The sequence below is a fragment of the Vibrio sp. F13 genome (genome assembly GCF_020806305.2).
GTDB classification, from domain to species: Bacteria; Pseudomonadota; Gammaproteobacteria; order Enterobacterales; family Vibrionaceae; genus Vibrio; species Vibrio crassostreae_C.
In genome coordinates this window covers 1686008-1703655 of the sequence record NZ_CP170176.1, presented here as the reverse complement: position 1 = coordinate 1703655, position 17648 = coordinate 1686008, and the positions used below count along the sequence as shown (strand labels likewise).

16 protein-coding genes, 1 pseudogene and 1 riboswitch are annotated in these 17648 nt (G+C 45.1%); of the genes and pseudogenes, 14 read left to right on the top strand and 3 right to left on the bottom strand.

Annotated elements, in window-relative coordinates; translation table 11 throughout:
* The first annotated feature begins 14 nt into the window (after positions 1–14).
* From LMH68_RS22385 to LMH68_RS22375, 3 genes are all read left to right on the top strand, one after another.
* Complete coding sequence (locus tag LMH68_RS22385) at positions 15–1019, top strand: response regulator (RefSeq protein WP_004731662.1); 1005 nt, start codon at positions 15–17, stop codon at positions 1017–1019.
* A gap of 1 nt (position 1020) precedes the next feature.
* A complete protein-coding gene (locus tag LMH68_RS22380; protein ID WP_017062430.1) occupies positions 1021–1461 on the top strand; it encodes a PAS domain-containing protein in 441 nt (146 codons plus the stop codon).
* Positions 1462–2239: 778 nt separating this feature from the next.
* On the top strand, positions 2240–3283 hold the full coding sequence (locus LMH68_RS22375; protein WP_017062429.1) for a GMP reductase: 1044 nt from the start codon (positions 2240–2242) through the stop codon (positions 3281–3283).
* 850 nt (positions 3284–4133) lie between these two features.
* On the opposite strand, the gene LMH68_RS22370 is transcribed toward LMH68_RS22375, so the two are convergent.
* Positions 4134–4814, bottom strand: a complete 681-nt coding sequence (locus LMH68_RS22370; RefSeq protein ID WP_017061920.1) for a glutathione S-transferase family protein — start codon at positions 4812–4814, stop codon at positions 4134–4136.
* 496 nt (positions 4815–5310) lie between these two features.
* Here LMH68_RS22370 and LMH68_RS22365 point away from each other — a divergent pair, with 496 nt between their 5' ends.
* From LMH68_RS22365 to thiM, 10 genes and pseudogenes are all read left to right on the top strand, one after another.
* Positions 5311–6408: a YdcF family protein gene (locus LMH68_RS22365; protein WP_229647338.1), complete on the top strand. Its 1098-nt coding sequence runs from the start codon at positions 5311–5313 to the stop codon at positions 6406–6408.
* Between the two features lie 130 nt (positions 6409–6538).
* Positions 6539–6790, top strand: a complete 252-nt coding sequence (locus LMH68_RS22360; RefSeq protein WP_004731647.1) for a DUF2999 family protein — start codon at positions 6539–6541, stop codon at positions 6788–6790.
* Between the two features lie 245 nt (positions 6791–7035).
* On the top strand, positions 7036–7776 hold the full coding sequence (locus LMH68_RS22355) for a helix-turn-helix domain-containing protein (RefSeq protein WP_017061918.1): 741 nt from the start codon (positions 7036–7038) through the stop codon (positions 7774–7776).
* Positions 7777–7853: 77 nt separating this feature from the next.
* Positions 7854–8771 carry a DMT family transporter gene (locus LMH68_RS22350; RefSeq protein ID WP_229647337.1) on the top strand — a complete coding sequence of 306 codons (918 nt, stop codon included), beginning with the start codon at positions 7854–7856 and terminating at the stop codon, positions 8769–8771.
* Between the two features lie 98 nt (positions 8772–8869).
* Positions 8870–8981, top strand: a riboswitch (TPP riboswitch).
* A gap of 95 nt (positions 8982–9076) precedes the next feature.
* Positions 9077–9970 carry a bifunctional hydroxymethylpyrimidine kinase/phosphomethylpyrimidine kinase gene (thiD, locus tag LMH68_RS22345; RefSeq protein WP_229647336.1) on the top strand — a complete coding sequence of 298 codons (894 nt, stop codon included), beginning with the start codon at positions 9077–9079 and terminating at the stop codon, positions 9968–9970.
* Entirely contained in the window at positions 9960–10718 is a 759-nt protein-coding gene (locus tag LMH68_RS22340; protein ID WP_229647335.1) for an ABC transporter ATP-binding protein, read from the top strand. The genes thiD and LMH68_RS22340 overlap by 11 nt, the downstream gene beginning before the upstream one ends.
* Positions 10719–10791: 73 nt before the next feature.
* Positions 10792–11526 (top strand): annotated as a pseudogene (locus LMH68_RS22335) (ABC transporter permease); the annotation flags it as partial.
* A gap of 120 nt (positions 11527–11646) precedes the next feature.
* A complete protein-coding gene (locus LMH68_RS22330) occupies positions 11647–12603 on the top strand; it encodes an ABC transporter substrate-binding protein (RefSeq protein WP_229647333.1) in 957 nt (318 codons plus the stop codon).
* Positions 12604–12611: 8 nt separating this feature from the next.
* Positions 12612–13292 carry a thiaminase II gene (gene tenA / locus LMH68_RS22325; protein ID WP_017061912.1) on the top strand — a complete coding sequence of 227 codons (681 nt, stop codon included), beginning with the start codon at positions 12612–12614 and terminating at the stop codon, positions 13290–13292.
* A 29-nt stretch (positions 13293–13321) separates the two neighbouring features.
* Positions 13322–14107, top strand: a complete 786-nt coding sequence (thiM, locus tag LMH68_RS22320) for a hydroxyethylthiazole kinase (RefSeq protein WP_229647332.1) — start codon at positions 13322–13324, stop codon at positions 14105–14107.
* Positions 14108–14230: 123 nt separating this feature from the next.
* On the opposite strand, the gene LMH68_RS22315 is transcribed toward thiM, so the two are convergent.
* A complete protein-coding gene (locus LMH68_RS22315) occupies positions 14231–16174 on the bottom strand; it encodes a methyl-accepting chemotaxis protein (protein WP_229647331.1) in 1944 nt (647 codons plus the stop codon).
* Positions 16175–16435: 261 nt separating this feature from the next.
* Here LMH68_RS22315 and thiE point away from each other — a divergent pair, with 261 nt between their 5' ends.
* A complete protein-coding gene (gene thiE, locus LMH68_RS22310; RefSeq protein WP_229647330.1) occupies positions 16436–17053 on the top strand; it encodes a thiamine phosphate synthase in 618 nt (205 codons plus the stop codon).
* Positions 17054–17153: 100 nt separating this feature from the next.
* On the opposite strand, the gene LMH68_RS22305 is transcribed toward thiE, so the two are convergent.
* Positions 17154–17498, bottom strand: a complete 345-nt coding sequence (locus LMH68_RS22305) for a hypothetical protein (RefSeq protein WP_017064409.1) — start codon at positions 17496–17498, stop codon at positions 17154–17156.
* Positions 17499–17648: the final 150 nt, after the last annotated feature.

Below are 17648 nucleotides of genomic sequence, written 5' to 3'. Positions count from 1 at the left end.
TCGGTGGTGCATTTATGTCGTTCCCAGTTCTTATATGTGATGATTCTGCGTTAGCAAGGAAGCAGATGGCTCGATCACTGCCTAGTTCTCTAAATGCAGATATAACTTTTGCTGTTCATGGGCTTAATGCACTTGAAGAGCTCGCTCAAAACCAATTTAAATTGATGTTCCTCGACCTCACCATGCCGGAATTAGACGGCTATGGCACATTGGAAGAGATGCAACGTTTGGGTGATACCACGCCTGTTGTCGTTGTTTCGGGTGACATACAACCAAAAGCACAACAGAAGGTGCTGGATCTCGGCGCCAAAGCGTTTTTACAAAAGCCGATCGATAAAGAAGCGCTAAAAGCTATTTTACGTGAGCATGTTGAGCCGCCAAAGCAGCCTCAGATCATTACTCCAACCGCTTTAGAACTGCCAATACTTCGTAGGCGCGATATCTATATGGAAGTCGCGAACGTAGCGATAGGTCGTGCAGCTGATGCACTGGCTCGTCACTTTAATGTATTTGTCCACCTACCACTGCCGAACGTCAACATCTTCGAAGTGAGTGAATTGCACATGGCACTTCGTGACCTAGCCGACAACGACCAAGTGTCGGGTGTTTGCCAAGGTTTTAGCGGAGAAGGCATTGCAGGCGAAGCATTAGTCTTGTTGAGTGATTCCAGTGTGAGCGATCTTAAGAAGCTCATGAAGGTGCCAACAGAGAGCGAGCAGCTAGAAGAACTAGAGTTGCTGATGGATGTGTCTAACATCTTAGTCGGCTCATTCTTGAATGGGTTAGGGGAGCAGTCAGAAGTTCGTTTCTTCCAGAGCTCTCCTGTGCTGCTAGGTCAACACATCTCGATTGATTCGGTCATCGAAAATACCAGCGGCTCGTTTAAGAAGACCATGACCTTTGAAGTTAGCTACAACATTGATGGCACTTCTATCCGTTGTGACCTTCTGTTTATGTTCGTTGATGAGTCTCTGCCTCTTCTAGACAACAAATTGGCCTACCTAATGGAGGAGTTTTAATATGTTGAATCTTCCTGCTGAATTTGAACAGTTCCACTGGATGGTAGACATGGTTCAAAACGTCGATATGGGGCTGGTGGTCATTAACCGTGACTTTCAGGTACAAGTTTGGAATGGCTTCATGACGCACCATAGCGGTAAGCAATCGCATGATGCGATCGGTAAGTCGATCTTTGAGTTATTCCCTGAAATTCCTGAAGAGTGGTTTAGGCTTAAAACAAAACCGGTTTATGACCTAGGCTGCCGTAGCTTCATAACGTGGCAACAAAGGCCTTATCTGTTTAAGTGCCGCAACGTGAGGCCAGTAACTCAGCAAGCCGACTTTATGTATCAGAACGTCACGCTTAACCCGATGCGTTCTCCAACTGGGCAAGTGACATCCTTGTTCTTGTCGATTCAAGATGCGACTGCTGAAGCTCTGATGTCTCAGAAAAAGGCTTGACGTACCTTAAGGTGAAAATTGAATCGCCTTATAAGAGCACTCTGAAAACCAAATAAAAATGGCCAAGGTTAATCCCCTTGGCCATTTTTGTATCTGATCCTGTAGTAATGAGTTCGAACTAAAGAAAGGCGTTCCGTGTTCGTTAACTTTAGTCGAGTTGTTGTTAGGCTCTATCAACAGCGGCTTGTATCCGCTGGGTTCTCATAAATAAGCACATCTAACCTGCCATATTTTGTGGACTTTACCCCGCTCATCCAAGTTTCGAACGTGCTAATCGATCTTGCCTTTGTACTTTATAAATTTCAGGGCTAATGAAAGAGGGCTGAGATCGGCACTCGAAGCGAAAAAAGTCAGAAAAAAATGAAATTATTTAAGAAAAAACGCATTTTTTGATTCAAGAAAAGTGTGATTTTTATGTGATTAAAGGGCACTTTTTTCACAAATTTGCCTTATCGAAGATTTTTTCGCCGAATTTGCAAGGGAAACGTTTGCGCAATAAACCGACAGCGTTTGCGTGAATATGTTGTTAAGTTATTAATTACTATGAATTTAGTAGGAAATGACGGGCGGGAAGCTTTTACCAGATATGGAATCTTTGAGAGGATAGCACAAAAAAAAATGAAATATCAGACTTGCTGTTAGTAAATCACAGCCTATAATGCTGAAAACCGGAGCGTCTGCCAACGCTCCGGTTTTTTTGTGTCCGAAACTCAGTAAAGCGTCTGCCAACGCTTACCGAAAACGCACGACACGTAATATGATTACAGGACAAATTATCATGCGTATCGAACAAGAACTTAAGTTAGGTTTCAAAGATGTACTCTTCCGTCCGAAGCGTTCTACCCTTAAAAGCCGTTCTCAAGTTGAATTAACCCGCGATTTTACATTCAAGCATAGCGGTCGTCAATGGTCTGGTACTCCAGTAATTGCAGCGAACATGGATTCGGTAGCAAGCTTTGAAATGGCAGCTGCTCTAGCAGAGCACGGTGTTATGACTGCAGTACACAAGCACTACACAGTAGAGCAGTGGGCTGAGTTCGCAAAAACAGCAGACAAGAAAACGCTGAACAACGTATTTGTTTCAACAGGTACTTCTGAAGCTGAGTTTGAGAAAACTAAGCAAATCATGGCGCTTAGCGACGAATTCGTATTTATCTGTATTGATATCGCTAACGGCTACTCAGAGCACCTAGTTGAGTATGTACAAAAAGTACGTGCTGAATTCCCGACTAAAGTTATCTCTGCTGGTAACGTTGTAACGGGTGACATGGTTGAAGAGCTAATCCTAGCTGGCGCAGACATCGTTAAGGTTGGTATCGGCCCTGGTTCTGTTTGTACTACACGTGTTAAAACAGGCGTAGGTTACCCTCAACTTTCTGCAATCATCGAGTGTGGCGACGCAGCACACGGCCTTGGCGGCATGATCATCGGTGACGGTGGCTGTTCATGTGCGGGTGACGTATCTAAAGCGTTCGGCGGCGGTGCTGACTTCGTAATGCTAGGCGGCATGCTAGCAGGTCACTCTGAGTCAGGCGGCGAAGTTGTAGAGCAAGACGGTAAGCAATTCATGAAGTTCTATGGAATGTCGTCACAGTCGGCTATGGACAAGCACTCAGGTGGTGTTGCTAAGTACCGTGCTGCTGAAGGTAAAACTGTTTTACTTCCGTTCCGTGGCTCTGTTCACAACACAATTTCTGACATCCTTGGTGGTGTACGTTCAACTTGTACATACGTAGGTGCAGCAAAGCTTAAAGAGCTAACTAAGCGTACGACTTTCATCCGTGTACAAGAGCAAGAGAACAACGTATTCGGTAAAGAGTAATCTGAACTGATTCGAATAGTTTGAAAATCAAGAGCCGCTAAAGCGGCTCTTTTTTTACGTGAAATTGATAAAATCAATGTCATTAAACCTGCGCGCTAATAATCTGTCTAATTTTCAGAAGACGCTGGATTTAGAATGTGACTAACAGATTTAATGATCGCAGGAACTATGATGGTTATTAGTACTAACGTGAATAATGATGACTCAAACCAGTGCCAACCTAATATACTTGTAGTATAAAAGTAAGCGCCTAAAGAGAGTGGCAGCGTCAAATTAAACACGATTAAGACGATTAACGCAGCTCCTGCCCATACCATACCAAACTGATTCTCAAGTCCTGAAAAACCTATAGACAGATAGCACGTACCAGATATTGTAACAAGTAAAGCACTAAGGCAGCCTGATCTCATTTTGTTGCCTAGAATATTAACGAAAAAAGCAAAACTATCAGAACGCCTAATTATTTGAATTAGCATTCAAAAATTAATATTACTTTCAAATGCTATTAGTCTTTGTAAAACTCATTTATCGTCTCTTTAGTTGATTGTCACATGATTGTTTTTTCATTTGGTATCTTGAAAATAAGTTTATGCTTTGTAGTCGAAGTTTAATTCATGCCTAACATATGCTTTACAAATTCGCTGCGATCTAGAGTAACTGATTCAGGACTTTTCCCCGGCACGACCGACAGAGACACCATCGGATGTCGGTAAGGGTTCTTACAATAGCTATATCAATAGTATTGATATTTTAACTAGTGTGGTATCAGTTAATAGAAACAATACTATTGATTTTTAAATAGCTCGCCCAGTAATGAGCTTTCGCTCCACATCGTTTACTTCATGCTGAATTATTCGTTGATTGGGAAATTCGAAGGAAACAGTGCTCGTTTTGCTTCTTCATCACGTTCGGTTTTAAACTCAATGCCTTTGCCGATTTCGCGAGCACGCAGTGCAGCAGGGCGAGTGTTGATTGCGTTAAACCAACGCTTCAAGTTCGGGTAAGGTTCTAGGCCTTCTTCACCAAGCACGACCGGTGCTTTGTCAATCCAACCCCATGCAGCGACATCGACAATGGTGTACTCATTTCCTACGATAAATTCACGACCTTCCATATGCTTCTCTAACACTTCGTAGTGACGTTGTGCTTCACGTAGGTATCGGTTCACAGCGTAGTCTAAGCCTGCTGGTGCAGCATGGCGGAAGTGTACCGATTGGCCTGAATATGGACCAAGGCCACTCGCGATAAACATCATCCAAGAGAGTAGTTCAGCTCTGTCTTCTGGCTGACCGCCAAGCTTGCCTGTTTTCTCTGAGAGATACAGAAGGATAGCGTTAGAGTCGAATACACGTTGTCCTTCATCTTCAATCGCAGGCGTTTTGCCATTTGGATTGATTAAACGATATTCCGGTGAATGCTGCTCACCCTTTAAGGTATCGACAGGAACAAGTTCAAAATCTAGGCCTGTCTCTTCCAAAAACAGAGCGATCTTCATTGGGTTTGGTGTTTGGTGAAAATAGAACTTAAGCATGGGGTAACTCCTTGTATTGGTCATTTATTAAAGCACCACTTGAACGATCGTTCAATGGTTGATTTTGAATTATTTGAAGATCTTCTGACTCGCATTCCAACTCTATGTGTTGAAGACCTCGTTATTTGAGCGAGGGGTAAAATCGCGCGATTCAGTGTGTTGGATTTTAAGTTGTTGAAAAAATGAGCTTAAAGTGGTTTTTTGATTCGTTGCTTTATGCGGAGTTCGGATTTGTGATGGGTGGTTTTTGGCGGGATAGGGCGTATGAAATCCGCAGTCAGATATTCCAACAAAAACGTTGAGCACTGGTTCAAACCAGAATTATCTGGATGCACAGGCTTATTGGTAAGTTCAAAATCGTGATCTGCTGCCACATCTTATGCAACAAATGAATATAAACCTTGGAGAGTAAGGTTTGGTTCACGGTTTTTTAATCTTAGGGACTTACATTGGTGAACAAATCTGATGTGAACACTTAACGACACAGGATCTTTCCATGAAAAAGAACATTATCGCCCTCGCTCTTGGTGGCATGCTCGCTTTTGGCGCAACACCTTACTCTTTTGCTGCTAACGATGGTGCTGTACAGGCTTCTGCGGATTACGCGCAGTTGGTGACTAAGCGACAAGTTGTCGATCAACTACTTCTTGATGCGTTGCAGGCGTTTAAGTCTCCGGCAAGAATTTCTCACGCGGGCTTCACGGCTAAAATGCCAAGCAACATGGAAATTGTGACTAACCGATTGTTAGAAGCGTACCAGCTAGAACCTTACCGTACTGACTTGTTGATTTCGGCGGCGAACGCTCAGATCTACAACAAGAACGCAGAACGCGCTATTGAGTTGTTTGAACAAGCACTGACGGTTGCGCCAGACGATGTCGACTTGCATGCGTATCTTGCGGTTTGGCAAAGATTTGAAGGCAATGAAAGTGAATCCAACAAGCACATGGATAAACTGGAAAGCCTGAATAAAGGCAAGGCTGAAGACATCAAACGTATTTTTGCAACGGTTGACCGCGTGTTAGAAACACCTCTTAAAGAGTCTGCAGATAAGGGACTGTTGAGCGATCACGGTGCCATCGTCACTTTGGGCTACGCGCTTAACCCTGATGGCTCTATGCATGAAATCTTGATTGAACGTCTTGAAACCACATTAGCAATGTCGAAAGCTAACCCTGATGCGATGATCGTGTTGACGGGCGGAGTGCCAAAGAATCATAAGACTGAAGGTAAGTTAATGGCGGATTGGCTTATCGAGAAAGGGGTAAGCAAAGATCGCATCATCGAAGAGAATTACGCGACCAGCACGGTAGGCAATGCCTTATTCAGTAGCTACGCACTTGCTCGCCATGATATTAAGCACGCGACCATTATTAGCTCGGCAAGCCATGTTCGTCGTGGTCAAACTCTGTTTGAAATCGCTAGCTGGCAAACGGGCCCTCAGGGCATTACCTTCGATACGGTTTCTTACCCAGACAAGCCGCTAGAAGATCTTAAGAAAGCGAGCAGTGGTGAGCTTCTAGGCATCTACCGTGACGCACTGAGAACCTATGGTATGTGGAGCTACCGCTCTTACCCATTGGAATCTCGTTAAGCCCAAGCATTCTTTGCGTTTGGGAAAAGTACAGTTCGTGTTAAACCAAAGCTTCACTTGCTAGTACAATCGAGCACAACTAGATGGTATGCTGTGCTCCTACTTAATTTAGTGTTTCAAAGGCAAAAAAATGAACCCGATTTTAGCAATGTTGAAAGAGAACAATATTAGCGACGAGCAGATCAGCGAGCTATTCAAGACGTTGACCGAGAACCCTCTTGCAGCAATGGCGACGATCAGCCAACTTGGCTTACCACAAGATAAACTTCAAATGCTGATGGGCCAGGTAATGCAAAACCCTGCGCTAATCAAAGAAGCAGTTGAAGAGCTTGGCCTAGATTTTTCTAAGGTTGAAGCCGCTAAAGAGCAACTTCAAAAATAATAGAGTCTGAATGAGCGATTTTGTTAGGAAGTGATAGCCGATTCGGTTAACTGTTCTTGAGATTGCGAATTAGACTTGAGTAAAAAGCCGTTTGAGTATCAATACTTAAACGGCTTTTTTGATCCGACTTAGAAAGGCTAGAAAGAGATACGACAAAAATACTAGTCCGATGTGACTCCCTCGCTTAAATCATGTAATTTCTTTTTAACACTCATGTTTCAATAAACTGAATTCCGGCGTTGCTCATGAAATCTAGCCTAAGCATTCGATCTTACACCAAGCAATTTAATACTCATGCCCATGATGGCTACCATCAACTCGTGCTGCCTATTCAAGGGAGTATTAGTATTGAAATGGTGGGATATGTCGGCAAGGTGGCCGTGGGCGAATGCGTGGTGATTCCGGTAACCACAGCGCATGCGTTTAAGGCGGATGAAGCAGCGCGGTTTATTGTCGCAGATATGGCAGAGTTACCGCAGCACTTGTTAGAGCATGAGCTCTCGGTGTTTACTATCACGCCACCCTTAATGAGCTTCTTGCTGTTTGTTGAAAAGCAGTTGGAATACCAAGTGGACAGTGGCATTGAATCATCCATCTTGGATGTGTTTTCACTGTTATTAGAGCAACAAAAAGTGAGCAAGAGCATCGACCCTCGTATTCGAGCGGTCCAAAGGCTCATTGCGGATAATTACGCCCAGCCTCTCTCTATTTCTCAGCTTGCAGAAACGGCTTGCTTGAGCCCCACTCAATTTAAGAAGCGCTTTAAAGAGTGCATTGGAATCAGTGCGCTTAAGTACATCACTCGCTATCGTATGGAGAAAGCTCAAGCCTTGCTTAGCCATACCGATTTACCCGTTCAATTGGTCGCAGAAAATGTGGGTTATAGTGACTTGTCTGCATTCAGTCGACGCTTCTCTCAGCACTTTGGCATGTCTCCAAGGGCGTTTTTGGGCTCGATGAAAGAGAGTCTTCCAAAACAAGAATAGCGTCCTTTTGGCAAACTCAACTTAGTATATGTTCACTATTATCTATTTCAGAAATGAAAATAGACTAGGTAATAGAAATGAATCTTGCCATCAATCGCGTTAACGAATTCCAAACGGGCACTTTAGCCATCGTGTTTGCTTCTGTTTTATGGGGCACGACAGGCACCGCCGCAAGCTTTGCGCCTGATCTCAGCCCATTAGCGATTGGTGCTTTTTCAATGGGCGTCGGCGGCTTAATGCAAGCAGTCTTGGCGTATCGAAAGATCTTATCTTCACTTGATAAGCTTTTGCTCAACAAAAAGTTGTTAGCGGCGAGTGCGCTGGCTTTGGCGATCTATCCTCTGGCTTTTTACTCTTCGATGAAGTTATCGGGTGTCGCAATGGGCACAGTGGTGTCGATAGCTACTGCTCCTTTCTTTTCTGCATTGTTAGAGTGTCTGATTAGCAAAAAGAATAATATCAACAAACGTTGGCTCACTAGCTTTGCGATTGGTGTGGTGGGTATTGGGTTGTTGGTGTTTTCAGAATCTTCATCTACGAATGAGTCAGGTGATGATCTCAAGCTGTTGGGTATTGCTTTAGGTTTGCTCGCTGGGTTGTGTTACGCCATTTATTCTTGGGCGACAAAAGCACTGATAGACAAGGACATTGAGTCTCAAGCGGCGATGGGCAGTATTTTTGGCCTCGGCGCGATGCTGTTGCTGCCAACACTCTGGTTTACGGGGGAGAACCTGTTTTCCTCGCAGATTAACGTATTAGTCATCAGTTATCTGACGTTAATCCCACAATGCTTGGGCTATATCGCCTTCAGTTTTGGTTTACGCCATGTGACCGCGAGTAGTGCCAATCTACTGACTTTGTTTGAACCAGTAGTTGCAGCGGTGCTTGCCGTCTGCGTTGTCGGTGAGCTGATTCCTTTTATAGGTTGGCTAGGTATGTTTCTGATTGTGCTGTGCTTGTTGATACAGTCGAAGCCATCTAAAGGAACGTTATAAGTATTTGTTTTGTCACGCCTAATTGAGATTTATTCATGCGTAATTCTTATAATTGAATAAAATCAGTATCTCAGTTGTGAGAGTGCTGTTACTATCGCTATCAATAGTCGGGGGGCATATACCTTATTTGGTGTTTGCTGAGATCGTTAGTCGAGACCCGTTGAACCTGATTCAGTTAACACTGGCGTAGGGAACTATAAGCACTCGATCTACGTCTGCACCCATGAAACTTTCATGAGCCTAATGCGACTTCTCCTTCGATCAGTGTTCGTTCTCCTACGTCTTGTAAGATAGTAGGAGCGACAATGACACACAGTTCTATTTCAAAAGATTTAACACCAAAAACCTCAGTTTCACAGCACTCTGCTGATGGTTCGATTCGAACGAACACTCCGATTGTATTGACGATCGCAGGCTCAGACAGTGGCGGCGGTGCGGGTATCCAAGCTGATATTAAAGCTATGTCTGCTACAGGTAGTTTCGCTTGTTCGGTAATTACCGCTATCACTTCCCAGAACACGCAAGGCGTTTCCGCCATTTTCCCTATTCCACTCGACCATGTTGCCAGTCAGTTAGATGCGGTTTTTACTGATCTGAATATCGTGGCTGTGAAAGTCGGCATGTTGGCCGATTCGCAAATCATCAAAGTCGTCGCAGACAAAATTAAGCAGTACCAACCTAAGCATCTTGTGATTGACCCTGTCATGGTCGCGACAAGTGGCGATCTTCTTCTAGAAAACTCAGCTATCACGACGCTAAAGCAAGAACTGATTCCGCTGGCAGACATCATTACTCCTAACTTGCCAGAAGGCGCGGCGTTAACAGGCAAAGCTGTGCCTGAAAGCGAAGCCGAAATGCAGGATATGATTGAAGACCTGCGTGCACTAGGTGCTAAAGCCGTTCTTCTCAAAGGCGGTCATTTAGAGAAGGATGAGAACAGTAACGACTTACTGATTCTGCCAACCACGTCTGCTTTGATTAGTGCGAAGCGTTTTCCTACCAAAAACACCCACGGTACGGGTTGTACGCTTTCATCTGCTATTGCTTCTTTCTTAGCGCAAGGCAACACGCTGTCAGAGGCTGTTGAGCTAGGCAAACAATACATTTCGCGCGCGATTGCTCATGCTGATGAGTTGCAAGTCGGCCAAGGTCATGGGCCCGTAAATCACTTCTTCGCTGGGCACGGGAATGTCCGTTAATACGGTGGGTGTTCAGCTCAGCAATGCCTCTTTACGTTATAACGACAGTGAGCACGCAACCTTATCGGGATTGTCGCTTAGCTTAAACGCAGGTAAGTGGACGGTATTGCTAGGTCGAAGTGGCTGCGGGAAAACCACGGTATTGCGTTATCTGGCAGGCTTGTTGGACGACAAGGTGGAGTGGCAGGGAACATTGACAACCTCTGATGAATTGCCTTTAACGGATCGCATCGCTTACATGGCGCAGCAGGATTTGTTACTGCCGTGGCTGTCGGTTATCGACAATGTATGTCTGAGTCATTGTTTTCAAAATTCAGCTTCTGACAAAGCAGTGCAAACCAATCAAGCACTCGAGTTGCTCGCTGCGGTTGGTTTGGCTGATTATGCGAATGCGATGCCGGATCAGTTGTCTGGTGGTATGCGTCAACGTGTCGCTTTGGCTCGAACTTTAATGCAAGACAAGCCAGTGGTGCTGATGGATGAGCCATTCTCTGCGCTGGATGCGGTAACGAGACACAAACTACAGAGCTTAGCGTGTGAGCTGTTGAGAGATAAAACCGTTGTGTTGATCACCCATGACCCACAAGAAGCGGTGCGTTTGGCGGACAATTTGTATGTGTTGCAAGGCACACCGGCGAACGCTCAGTCTTTATCTGTGCCTCTCACTGCCACACCAAGAGTGTTAGATGGTGAATGTGCTGAGTTACAACAAGCGATCTTAGATCAGTTGGAGCGTGATTATGAATGATCTAACGCGAAGCGAAACTGTGGCTCATTCAACTAACGCACAGACTACCACTGCACGCCCTCGTCAGATGAATCCTGTTGTTCGTTTGCTTATCAGCAGTGCTGTGATTCTCGGTTTATGGCAGTTAGTTGTGGTTGTCTTCGAGATGCCGAGCTTCATTTTGCCAGCGCCTGCAGAAGTCTTTTTAAAGCTGATTGAACGTTACGATGTGTTACTCAAACACACATGGGTGACTGCGCAAGAGGTCCTACTTGGCTTGTTACTCGGATTGTCTATGGGGCTATTTTTCGCTCTGCAGATGTTGATGTTTGATCCGTTAAAACGTTGGTTATTGCCTATCTTAATTGCCAGCCAAGCTATCCCTGTATTTGCGATCGCGCCAGTATTGATGCTGTGGCTTGGTTATGGCATCGCCTCAAAAGTGGTGATGGCGGCGATCATTATCTTCTTCCCAGTAACCACTTGTTGTTACGACGGTCTGCGCAATACACCGACAGGCTATCTCGATCTTGCCAAAACGATGGGTGCATCGAAATGGCAACTGCTCCGCCATATCCAACTTCCTGCTGCACTGCCAACCTTAGCGTCTGGCATTCGTGTAGCGGTGGTGATTGCGCCAATTGGTGCCGTAGTCGGGGAATGGGTTGGTTCGAGTGAAGGGTTAGGTTACCTAATGCTGCAGGCCAACGCGCGCATGATCATTGATGAGATGTTTGCTGCCTTGTTCATCTTGGCGGTGCTGTCTATCTCGCTCTACTTCATCATAGATAAGTTACTCAAAAAAGCTATCCCTTGGGAGAACCAGTAATGGCTTGCTCAATAACACTTTGTTTAATAAGGCTTCGCTCAACGCTATTTATCTCAACAATAGCTCGTTAAAAATGAGCTCTATAAACACAATAATAATATTCAAAAGGAAAGGTTAACTATGAAAAATACCAAATTGGTAGGTGCAGTGGCACTGCTTGCTTCGTTAGTTTCAGGTCATGCTCTAGCGGGCTCTGAACAAAAGAAACTGACATTGATGTTGGATTGGTTTGTAAACCCGAACCACGGCCCGATTGTGATTGCTCAAGAGCGTGGTTACTTTGCTGACCAAGGCTTAGAGGTTGAAATCCAAGAACCAGCAGACCCAAGCACGCCAGCAAAATTGGTCGCGGCAGGTAAGGTCGATTTAGCGGTAACTTACCAACCAAGTTTAACCATGGATGTGGCAGCGGGTCTTCCTTTAGTTCGTGCATCAACCCTTATCGCGACGCCACTGAACACACTAATGGTACTGGATAACGGCAAGAACGATTCGCTAGCAGATCTGAAAGGCAAGAAGATCGGTATTGCGATTGCGGGTAACGAAGAAGCGACTATCGGCACTATGTTAGCGCAAGAAAATGTTGCATTTACAGATGTGCAAACCATCAATGTCGGTTGGGCACTTTCATCTTCATTGGCATCGGGCAAGGTAGACGCAATCTGGGGTGGCTTACGGAACTTCGAAACCAACCAGTTAGCACTTGAAGGTTTTAAAGCGAAAGCATTCTTCCCAGAAGAGCACGGCGTACCCGCTTACGACGAGCTTATCTTTGTTGCGAACGCAAAGAAACACGATGATGAAGCGATCAAAGCGTTCAACAAAGCATTGGAACAAGCAACGACTTACATTGTGAACCACCCCCAAGAGTCATGGAATGAGTTTGTGGCGTATTCACCAGATACGTTGAATAACGAGCTTAACCAACGCGCATGGAACGACACGCTGACTCGTTTTGCACTTCGTCCTTCTGCTGTAGATATGAAGCGTTACGACGATTACGCACAGTTCATGTTTGACAAAGGCATTATCAAATCACTACCGAAAGCCGCTGACTACGTACCGACTTTTGACTAAGGAATCTCATGAAATACCAAGACTTAATCCAAGCCTGTCAACAAGATTGGCAAGACTACACCGAGCATGATTTTGTTAAAACGCTGGCAAACGGCACACTCGCTCAGCCGTGTTTTCTGCATTACTTGAAGCAAGATTTTCTGTTTTTAAAGCAGTATGCCCGCGCTTATGCATTGGCAATTTACAAGGCTAAAACCTTGGCTGATATGCGTCGTGCACTGCCAAGTGTTCATGCGTTGCTAGATTCTGAAATCTCTCACCATGTGACTTACTGTGGTCAGTGGGGTTTAACCGAATCGGATTTAGAAAACGAACCTGAAGATTTCGGCACTGTTGCCTACACGCGCTACGTTCTAGATGCGGGTATGACGGGTGATCTTGTCGACTTATATGCGGCACTGGCTCCGTGTTCAATCGGTTATGCCGTGATTGGTAAAGCGCTGTTAGAAAGCAGTGATACTGTTTTGGAAGGCAACCCATACGCAAGCTGGCTGCAACTGTATGGCAGTGAAGAGTTCCAGTCTGGCGTAGCAACGGGCGCGGAATACTTCAATCAGTTGCTTGCTGAAATTGATATCAACAGCGAACGCGGTCAGAACATCGTTCATATCTTCAAAACCGCAACGCGTATGGAAGTGGCTTTTTGGCAGCAAGGGCTGAACGCTCTTGATGATTCAACAGCGGCTTAAAAGCGACTTTCACGAATAAGGATTTACCCATGCTTACTGAACAAATTATTCAATCGCTACGCGCAGTACGAGAGCAAAAACCACTGGTTGTGAACATCACTAACTATGTAGTGATGAACAACACGGCCAACGCGTTATTGGCGATTGGCGCTTCGCCTATTATGGCGCACTCGCAACAAGAACTGGCAGAGATGATGTCATTCTCTGGCGCGCTTGTGATCAACATTGGCACGCTCGACAGTGTTTGGACGCCAAGAATGTGTTTTGCTGTTGAGCAAGCGAACGCGAACAACAAGGTGGTGGTTCTTGACCCTGTGGGTTGTGGTGCAAGTACGCTGCGAACTGAGACTTCTCGTGAAATCGCACGTTTAGCGGATAAGTTGATCATTCGTGGTAACGCGTCTGAGGTTATCGCGTTAGCGGGCGAACAAGCGCAGAGCAAAGGCGTTGATGCGCTTGATAGCAGTGATGCTGCGTTAGGTGCTGCACAGTGCTTAGTGGCTGAATACGGTGCAAATGTGGTGATATCTGGTGAGACAGATTACGTTGTCACCAAAGACAGCGTGGTGACGTTAAACAATGGACACCAAATGATGCCGTATGTGACGGGTATGGGGTGTACTTTAACTGCATTGACGGGTGCTTTCGCGGCTGTTGGTGATGATAGTGGTTTAGCTGCAGCAGCGGTATTAGGCGTGGTTGGTGAAATCGCGGCTGAAAACTCTCGCGGCCCAGGTAGCTTGCAAATTAACTTGCTTGATGAGTTGTATCAGTTAGATGAAGAGACTCTGATTCAACGCTTGAAGATTCAGTAGGGCTAATCTAACTCTAAGCCACAAGTTAGAGTTAGATTAACTTAAAAAAGCCCCCGACACTTATGTGTAGGGGGCTTTTTATTACTGGTTTGGAACTGTGTCAGCTGTGTATAGACTGGCTGGCTAGGTTCTAAATCGGTTAACTTGGCTCTCTAGGTGATGAGCAACCTCGGTTAAGTCGCTCGCTGCACCTGAAATGCTGCTTACCGACTCTTGGTTGCTTTGAGCAATAGTGTTTGCACCTTGCGCGTTTTCACCCAGTGATTTGGTAAGACGATCCTGCTCATCAACTGACACTGCGATTTGGCTGTTGGCTTGGTTCAGGTCTTGGATGTGTTGATTAATCACATGTAAATTCTGAGAAGCTTGCTGCGCCTGCGTTGAAGCGTCTGAAACCGTGCTGTGGCTCTCTTTGATAGACTCTAACGCATCTTTAGCGCCACGTTGTAGTGAGGTGATGAGCTCATCAATCTGGCTAGCAGAGTCTTGGGTACGTTTAGCGAGCGTTCTTACTTCATCGGCTACTACTGCAAATCCGCGACCTTGTTCACCTGCGCGCGCAGCTTCAATAGCCGCATTCAATGCCAACAGGTTGGTCTGCTCAGAAACGCCTTTGATTACTTCAAGAATGGCACCAATGTTCATCGACTCTTTATGTAGGTCGGTCACTTTTTGGCTGCTTACCTGCATGCTTTCATCGGCGCTACCAATTTCATGCAGTGTCTTATCTACTTCTTTCAGTCCCATCGCCACATTCTCGGTGGCTTGGTTGGCAACTTGAGACGCGTGGTTAGCACTTGCCGCAATTTCTGATGTGCTGGAAGCTAATTGATCAACGGCAGAAGAGATATTGATCATTTCACTGTTCAATTGTGTTGCGTTGGTCGAGCTGTTGTTTGTCACCTGATTAAGTGACTCCGACATCTCACCAATACGCACGCTAGAGCGGTTCACTTGACCAACAATATCGCGCAGAGATTCAATCGTAATCTCCATGTTGGTCAGCAGTTCGCCAATCTCATTTTTGCTCTCAATGTTCACTTCAACATTCAGGTTGCCCTGAGAAAGCTCATTGGTGATCTGTTTAACCTGTGCGATGCCTTTGGTAATAGAGCGAGTCACCAACACAGCGCTCGTCATGCCAATAACTAGGGCTACACCCGTCAGCAATATGATGATTTGAATCGAACGTTTTTCACTGGCTTGCAGTACCGGCGTGAGCGCTTGTTTCTGCTGTTCGAGAATGCTTTGAGCATCCGCTACCGAAATCGCTAAGCTGTCACCAATAGAGGCGAGGGTAGCGGTTCTTTGCGTGTTCTCAATCATCTGTTGATGAACTTGCTCAAAGCCTTTTGCATACGCTTCGCGTTGGTTCGAGAAGTCTTCAATCAGCTCACTTTGATAAGGCGATGATTTGAGAGATTCAATGTCACCTTCAATACCTGGTAGCGCGTATTCAAAGATATCTTTACCCGCTTCATAGGTTTTAAGGTCATTGTTGTTTGAATAACTGAGTACGGTGATCTTGGCTGCGAGGAAGTTCTCCATCAACATGCCTGCGTATAAGCTCGCGTTTGGATCATTGTTATTGTAAGACTCATACAATAAGCTCTGAGCCGCTTTCAGTGCGTTGGTTTCTCGTGTGACCATCTCCACGTTCACTAACTGGTCAATGAGCAGTTGGCTCTGTTTCATTGATCCATAAGCCGCATCAAAAGCTGCAACGCTGTCTTGCACTAATTGCAGGCTCGACAAGCTATCAGTATTGGTGGTGGTTTGGATTAAGTTGTTCAGCAGTTCATCAATCGCAAGTTTGCTCGATTGATAATTCGCTTCGTATTGATCATCCAATGACTCTAAGTAACGTTCAGAAGCTAAACGCATCTGAAGAAAGTGCACTTGAATGTTGCCTGACAATGTCGCCTTGTGGCTGAGGTCACTGTACTGGCTAAAGCCGTTCGACAAGGTTTGAATACCTTTGTAACTCACAAGGCCTGAAATGACGAAAAAGAGCAAGCAGATGGCATAACCCAGCTTGATCTTGAGCGCTATAGAAAGGTGGCGCATAACTATCCCTATATTTACCTGATTCCTTCATAGGGGAGTATTTCATAAAACAGCATTCTGGGCATGCTAAAGCGAATAGTTTGTGTAATAAGTAACGCTTTTGTTAGAAAAATCGGGTTTTTCGACATGCTTTCAACGAGTTGCGTATTTGAATTCAACCGCCTAACTTAAGGAATTAAGTGCTAACTTCCATGCATAGGATGTGATTTGTCGGTAAAATGGCAGAAAACCAATTTTAGAAATCGACTTCAAAGGTACGCGATGAACCCTTATAAACTTTATCTGGTGACTGACGACCAACAAGATCTAGAAACGCTTAAATTCGTGGTTGAACAAGCGGTTGCTGGTGGCGTCACTATGGTTCAAGTAAGAGAAAAACATGGGGACGTAAAAGCCTTCATTGAACGAGCACAAGCGGTTAAGTCGATTCTGGCTGGCTCAGGTGTTCCGCTGATCATCAATGACCGAGTGGACGTAGCATTGGCTGTCGACGCCGATGGTTTGCATCTGGGTCAATCGGATATGCCTGCAGAGTTAGCACGTAAGCTGATTGGTTCAGACAAGATTCTTGGGTTATCAATTGAAACTGAACAGCAGCTACAACAAGCAGATAGTTTGCCGATCGATTACATTGGTCTCAGTGCGATTTTTGCCACACCGACTAAGACGAATCTAAAGAAACATTGGGGTTATGAAGGCATTCAAATGGCTTTGAAAACAACGAAATTGCCGATTGTTGGTATCGGTGGAATCAACGAATCGAACATTCCGCAGTTGGTTCAGACAGGTATTCACGGCCTGGCGTTGGTATCAGCGATATGTCACGCAGAAGACCCGAAACAAGCGACCCAAGATTTGTTGTTTTTGATGGGAGAGTGAGTTTGTGGTGGCTAGAAAACAAATGAGACTCGTCATTTGTTTTCTAGTTAGAGCGCATTAAAGCGCTCGATGCAGTAGCCAGTAAAATTTGTGGTCTAACTTACTGAATACACAGAGCAACCGTACCGATGACCATAAGAACGATCGCAGCGTACCAACCGTATTGTGCTGTTTTATCAGCCACAAACACCTTAATGTAGTTGATCTCTTCATGCGCCATTGCGATGAAGTCCGTGTAGTTAATCGATAACTCACGGCTAGCTTCTTTTAGGTCTTGTTGAAGCTTGTTGAAAGACTCATCGATGAAGCCCTTTGTTTCCGAAGCAGACGGAGTAGCAGTTAACGCTAGGCTATTCCAAACCGCCATACGCGATTCATATTCGCTTTCACTGACACAATTAAGTACGCGTAAATCATACTCTCGTTTGTTACGCTCTTTACCCATTTTCTCAGGGCAAATATTTCTTAAAACGTTCACGACAAATCTTCCAAAAGGTTCATTTAGATATAAAAAAGCACTCAAAGAGCGCTCATAAACTGGGTGCGAATTAATATTCAAAAAGTGATCTATTTGAAACCGATATAAGCAACGGCA

What these genes read in the sequence shown, in the direction of transcription:
- LMH68_RS22355 (WP_017061918.1), top strand. Translation starts at nt 7,036, where the DNA reads ATGAAATCTAGCCTAAGCATTCGATCTTACACCAAGCAATTTAATACT.
- LMH68_RS22350 (WP_229647337.1), top strand. Translation starts at nt 7,854, where the DNA reads ATGAATCTTGCCATCAATCGCGTTAACGAATTCCAAACGGGCACTTTA.
- LMH68_RS22365 (WP_229647338.1), top strand. Translation starts at nt 5,311, where the DNA reads ATGAAAAAGAACATTATCGCCCTCGCTCTTGGTGGCATGCTCGCTTTT.
- LMH68_RS22305 (WP_017064409.1), bottom strand. Translation starts at nt 17,498, where the DNA reads ATGGGTAAAGAGCGTAACAAACGAGAGTATGATTTACGCGTACTTAAT.
- LMH68_RS22380 (WP_017062430.1), top strand. Translation starts at nt 1,021, where the DNA reads ATGTTGAATCTTCCTGCTGAATTTGAACAGTTCCACTGGATGGTAGAC.
- LMH68_RS22330 (WP_229647333.1), top strand. Translation starts at nt 11,647, where the DNA reads ATGAAAAATACCAAATTGGTAGGTGCAGTGGCACTGCTTGCTTCGTTA.
- LMH68_RS22375 (WP_017062429.1), top strand. Translation starts at nt 2,240, where the DNA reads ATGCGTATCGAACAAGAACTTAAGTTAGGTTTCAAAGATGTACTCTTC.
- tenA (WP_017061912.1), top strand. Translation starts at nt 12,612, where the DNA reads ATGAAATACCAAGACTTAATCCAAGCCTGTCAACAAGATTGGCAAGAC.
- thiD (WP_229647336.1), top strand. Translation starts at nt 9,077, where the DNA reads ATGACACACAGTTCTATTTCAAAAGATTTAACACCAAAAACCTCAGTT.
- thiE (WP_229647330.1), top strand. Translation starts at nt 16,436, where the DNA reads ATGAACCCTTATAAACTTTATCTGGTGACTGACGACCAACAAGATCTA.
- LMH68_RS22370 (WP_017061920.1), bottom strand. Translation starts at nt 4,814, where the DNA reads ATGCTTAAGTTCTATTTTCACCAAACACCAAACCCAATGAAGATCGCT.
- thiM (WP_229647332.1), top strand. Translation starts at nt 13,322, where the DNA reads ATGCTTACTGAACAAATTATTCAATCGCTACGCGCAGTACGAGAGCAA.
- LMH68_RS22360 (WP_004731647.1), top strand. Translation starts at nt 6,539, where the DNA reads ATGAACCCGATTTTAGCAATGTTGAAAGAGAACAATATTAGCGACGAG.
- LMH68_RS22340 (WP_229647335.1), top strand. Translation starts at nt 9,960, where the DNA reads ATGTCCGTTAATACGGTGGGTGTTCAGCTCAGCAATGCCTCTTTACGT.
- LMH68_RS22385 (WP_004731662.1), top strand. Translation starts at nt 15, where the DNA reads ATGTCGTTCCCAGTTCTTATATGTGATGATTCTGCGTTAGCAAGGAAG.
- LMH68_RS22315 (WP_229647331.1), bottom strand. Translation starts at nt 16,174, where the DNA reads ATGCGCCACCTTTCTATAGCGCTCAAGATCAAGCTGGGTTATGCCATC.